This window comes from Candidatus Thiosymbion oneisti (assembly GCF_900092655.1).
GTDB lineage: Bacteria > Pseudomonadota > Gammaproteobacteria > Chromatiales > Chromatiaceae > Thiosymbion > Thiosymbion oneisti.
In genome coordinates this window covers 1-4,430 of the sequence record NZ_FLUY01000058.1, presented here as the reverse complement: position 1 = coordinate 4,430, position 4,430 = coordinate 1, and the positions used below count along the sequence as shown (strand labels likewise).

At 57.7% G+C, this 4,430-nt stretch carries 3 protein-coding genes; all 3 read right to left on the bottom strand.

Going from position 1 to position 4,430, the window contains the following annotated elements:
- The coding region (locus BQ17_RS00320; RefSeq protein WP_256091422.1) for a metallophosphoesterase family protein at nucleotides 1-515 on the bottom strand (515 nt) is incomplete at its 3' end.
- Between the two features lie 342 nt (nucleotides 516-857).
- On the bottom strand, nucleotides 858-3,170 hold the full coding sequence (gene nosZ / locus BQ17_RS00315; RefSeq protein ID WP_089723768.1) for a Sec-dependent nitrous-oxide reductase: 2,313 nt from the start codon (nucleotides 3,168-3,170) through the stop codon (nucleotides 858-860).
- Nucleotides 3,171-3,270: 100 nt separating this feature from the next.
- The gene (locus BQ17_RS00310; RefSeq protein WP_176722222.1) at nucleotides 3,271-4,170 is read right to left on the bottom strand and encodes a prenyltransferase; all 900 of its coding nucleotides are present in this window, start codon (nucleotides 4,168-4,170) and stop codon (nucleotides 3,271-3,273) included.
- Between the last annotated feature and the right edge of the window lie 260 nt (nucleotides 4,171-4,430).

The following is a 4,430-nucleotide window of genomic DNA, read 5'->3' as shown; positions in this document are numbered from 1 at the left end:
TACGACGCCCCTCTGGCTTGCTGAGAAGGCAAATTTGCGCAAAATATCCTAACCAGTCTGGAATCCATAAAGAGCCATTGACGATAGTCTTTAAGCATATGTGGGGGACCTCTATGATCAAATGGGTGATGGTGCAAATAGACAACCTTTTTTAAGTTTCTTACATTATCACTTTCTAGTAACAATGATAGCTTCTTTAATTGTTTATTACCCAGCTCGCCATCTGCTCCCCACACATCAAGCCATTCAAATGTGTCAGCCATAGAATCCAGGCCAATAAAGGCTATGCCATCCACAATATCTAATTTTGGATAGGATATGCTTTGATCATCATAAAAAGCCTGCTTGAACAACTTCACATATTTCTTTTTTGCTTTCACGCCACTTCCATAGTCATGGTTGCCGGGAACAACCAGAACCGTATATTGTTTGTTTTCAAGCCTTTTAAGCTGTTTTCTAGCACGCTCATATGAACCTTTCTTCTTGGCTTTATCTACAATGTCACCAGTAACCACGATCACATGTTCAGATGAGGAGTGCTTTTCTAAAATATCATCAACAATTTCTTTGGGTCTAGATAACTTTTCCTCAATTTGGGTAGTGGTTAAGATTTATGTGGTGTGTTGGGCACGCTGCCGGCCTGGAGGTGCTCTTCATTGATGGGCACGCTGCGCGTGTGGTGCATCCTACCAGCAGTCGCGGCTGGGAAACCTCCGTGGCAGGACCGAAATCTCAAGACCATTCTGATGGGCGCTTGCTTTGCCCATCCTACGGGCTACGAACGCGTAAGCCAGACAGGTTGAGCGCAATGCTATTAAGTTACGCCTCATCAGTCCGAGGCAAAGCCTCGTTAGGGTTTACCAGACCTTTTGCGCGCCGGATTCCTCGAGATAGGTCTTGGCGCGCAGCCCCAGATCGGCTGCTTTGACCTGGTATTGCCACCACTGGTTGGCCCAGAGCATGGCATTCTGCCAGTCTTCCTTGGCGGCGGCCTCTTCCGATTTCTTCTTTGCCCCCTCGGAGAATCCAAGCTGGTCGGTCGCGTCCTCGACCAGGGCCACGACGGTCGGGAAGTCCTTGAAGTTATGGCTGGTGATGTAGGCGACCACCTGATCTATGACCGCCTGGGTCTCCAGGTTGGTCTTGACCTGGGTCTCGTAGTCTTCCTTGGTGTAGAGGGTGCCTTCGACCAGCTTGACCGCGGTCGCCTGGTAACCCTTCGGTCTCACGAGCAGATAGCCCTGCATCTCCAGGTGCAACGCCGAGCAGAACTCGGTGCAATAGTAGGGGAATACACCGGCCTGATCGGCCACGAAGGTGGTGCTCGCGGTCTTGCCGGGCTCGATGGAGAGCTGCACGTTCTGGCCGTACATGGCAAAGCCGTGCACCTCGTCCTGCGCGCGCTCCAGGTTCGTCAGGTGGATCTTGACCGTATCGCCCTCCTCGGCCTCGATGATCTCGGGGGTGATGTGGGAACGGATGACGGTGCCCCAGACCTCCGTGGTGCATTTGCCCTCGGCGTCGCAGGTGCGCTCGGTCTTCTCGCGGCCGGCGCGGGTCTTGTAGGGAGAGCGCTGATCGGTGCGGCTGTCCCAGCCGGACTTGTAGCGTACCGCGGGCTTCAGCTTGTCGGCCCTGATTGCCACTACGTAATGGGGTTCACCCAGTGGCACCGGCATGTCGTAGAGCAGCTGCATCTTCTCGGTGCTGATGTCGATGAGTTGGTGGTTCTGCGGGTGCAGCGGGCCGACCGGATTGAAACGGTCGATAGCCAGCTTGTTGAGCGCCACCAGATACTTGCCGTCCGGGCTCACCGAGTCGCCTTCCATGGTCATCAGGTGGCCGATGTTGTAGTGGATGGAGAGCTTGTCCAGGACCTTACCCTTGCAGTAATCGTACTTGGCGACCTGGGAGTCCACATACAGGGAGGTGTAAGCCACGCAGGGCTCGGGGTCGAACTGAGTGTGCAGGGGCCCCAGCCCCAGGTTGATCTGGGTGTGCAGCACGTCCTGCATGCCGATGATGGGCACGCCGTAGGGGTCCTTGCCCTCGAACTCGCCCTCTTCGATGGCCTGCATGATCTTCTCGAAGCTGTAGACCGAGACGTGGCTATCGAGCTTTCCGGAGACGATCAGGTACTTGCCGTCCGGGGTCACGTCCACGCCGTGGGGGCTCTTGGGCTCCGGGATCAGGTAGAGCAGCCCTTCGGCGATGGCCTGCTCCATCGGGATGAAGTACATTCCCCGCTCCTGCTCGACCTTGCCGGCCCGGACCAGTTCTTCCGCCTTTTTCCAGTTGGTCAGGTGCAGAAAATCCGTGTCCTTGGACGAGCAGCCGGCCTCGAAGGGCGGACGCCCGCGCTCGATGCCACCCACGTAGCGCTCGGAGCAGAAGGAGTTGGTGAAGCCCCAGCCGTAGCTGTCCTGCTTACCCGCGTCCGAGAGGTCCTGGCTGTAGGGGGGCAGCTCGAACACGAATGAATTCTCGGGCTCGATCCGCCCCTTCTCCCGGTTGAACTTCCAATAGGTCAGCCCCCCGCGATACTTGTCGTTGAATTCCTCGAGCGGGACAAAGCCGTCTTCGAGCAAAGGCGCGGCGTACTGGGTCCCCTCCATGATGTACTCGGTATTGGGGGTGACGAAGGCGCCACCGTGCTCGGACTTGAAAAATGGGTTGGCCACGATCTGCTTGGTCTCGAAGTCGTGCAGATCGATCACCGCCACGCGGGGATTGGCCTTGTCGTTGATGAAGAGATACTTGCCGTCGTAATCGCCGTCCGTCTCGGAGATGGCCGGATGGTGAGTATCGCCGTAGACGATGTCCTTGCCGCGGATTCGGCCCTGGGCCAGCACGGCCTTGGACTCGTCATCGAAGCCGTACCCCTGCCAGGGCTCGGGCGTAAACACGCCGATATACTTCAGAATGCGCATGGAGGGGATGCCATAGACGATGACCTGGCCCGACTGACCACCGGAGCTGAACGCCAGGTACTCGTCCCGACCGCCGGTTGGCGTGTAGGTCTTGGCTGCTGCGAGAAGGTCTTTCTCCGTCAGGCCACGGCGCTTCATAACGTCCTGCAGCGTCTCAGCGGACCAAGCCGCTGTCGCCGCGCCCATCGTGAGTGCCGTCCCGACCATGAGGGACAGGCTTCGCCTCGTTAGCTCGTGCATTCTTTTCCCCTCCAACAGCTTGTTTTGATGCGCTGAGATTACGCACCTGGCTTAGCTTACAGAGGCTAACAAGACCAGATATTCCACAGCTTGATCCATGTCAAAACAGCATCCCCGCGCTGAAAAGTGCCGACGTGAGAAGGGATAGCACGACGTTCAGCGCCAGCGACGGCACGAGAGCCGACGTAACGGGACCACCAGCCTGGATGGTGCTGTTCACTCCCCGATAGACCGCAACGGCAATCGGCAAGGTGCTCATTGCAATCAATGCCGTGGGCGGCAGAAGACCTGCCGCCACGCCGAGACCGAGACTCGCGAAAGCGAGGACTGCGAACAGTCCGTAAACAAGGAGGCTAGGTTGAAGTCCCAACGCAACGGGAAGGTTATCCCTGCCCCCGGATCGGTCCGCCTCCACGTCCGGAAACTGGTTCAGCAGGAGCAGATTACTGACAAGAAAAAACGGAACCAGCGAGGCGAGTAAGGCACTCCCGGACCAGGTACCGGTCACGGAAAAGTAGGTACCGACAACCATCAGGGGACCAAAACCAAGTCCGGGGGCGACCAGGCATAGCCAGCGATTGCGGCTGATCTTACTCGTGTAGAAATAAACCAGGACCAATCCCGAGGCAGCGATAGGCAGGAGGCCCCAACCCACGCGCCAGACGAGGACCAGCGCACAAAGGGCTGCCAGCACCAGCGCCCCCAGCCCGATCATGCGCGCCGCTCCCGCCAGCCCGGGATTGGCAACCAGGGTTCCGCTCCCGCCGCTGAACGGCGTGCGTACGGTACGCAGGTCGAGTCCCGACCGGAAATCTTCGTACTCGTTCAGCGCATTGACGCTGACGTGAGCCGCGACCGCACTGAGCATCGCTACGGCACCGGCCGTCCAATCCACGGCAGCATCCGAAGCATGCGCAACAGCAATCCCAAGCAACACGCATACCGGCGTCAATAGGAGAAAAGAGGGGCGGATAATGCCTAGAATGGGTGGATAGCGCACGCCATAGGCTCCGGTGTGTAACCATCTAAGAGGCTGTCTAAAAATTAAGATACTGATTTTAGGGCATAAAATTTTCAAATTTCACGCTCGTTCCCACGCTCCAGCGTGGGAACGGCAGCTTGTCCGCTCCAGCGGACGCAACTCTTCTGTGCTGATCGGCGTTGGCGGTTAGCCTACCGAGGCGCTTAATCGACGCTGGAGCATCAGATCCCTCCTCCGTCGGGACCAGGTCTGCTCCCACGCTGGAGCCTGGGGAGCCA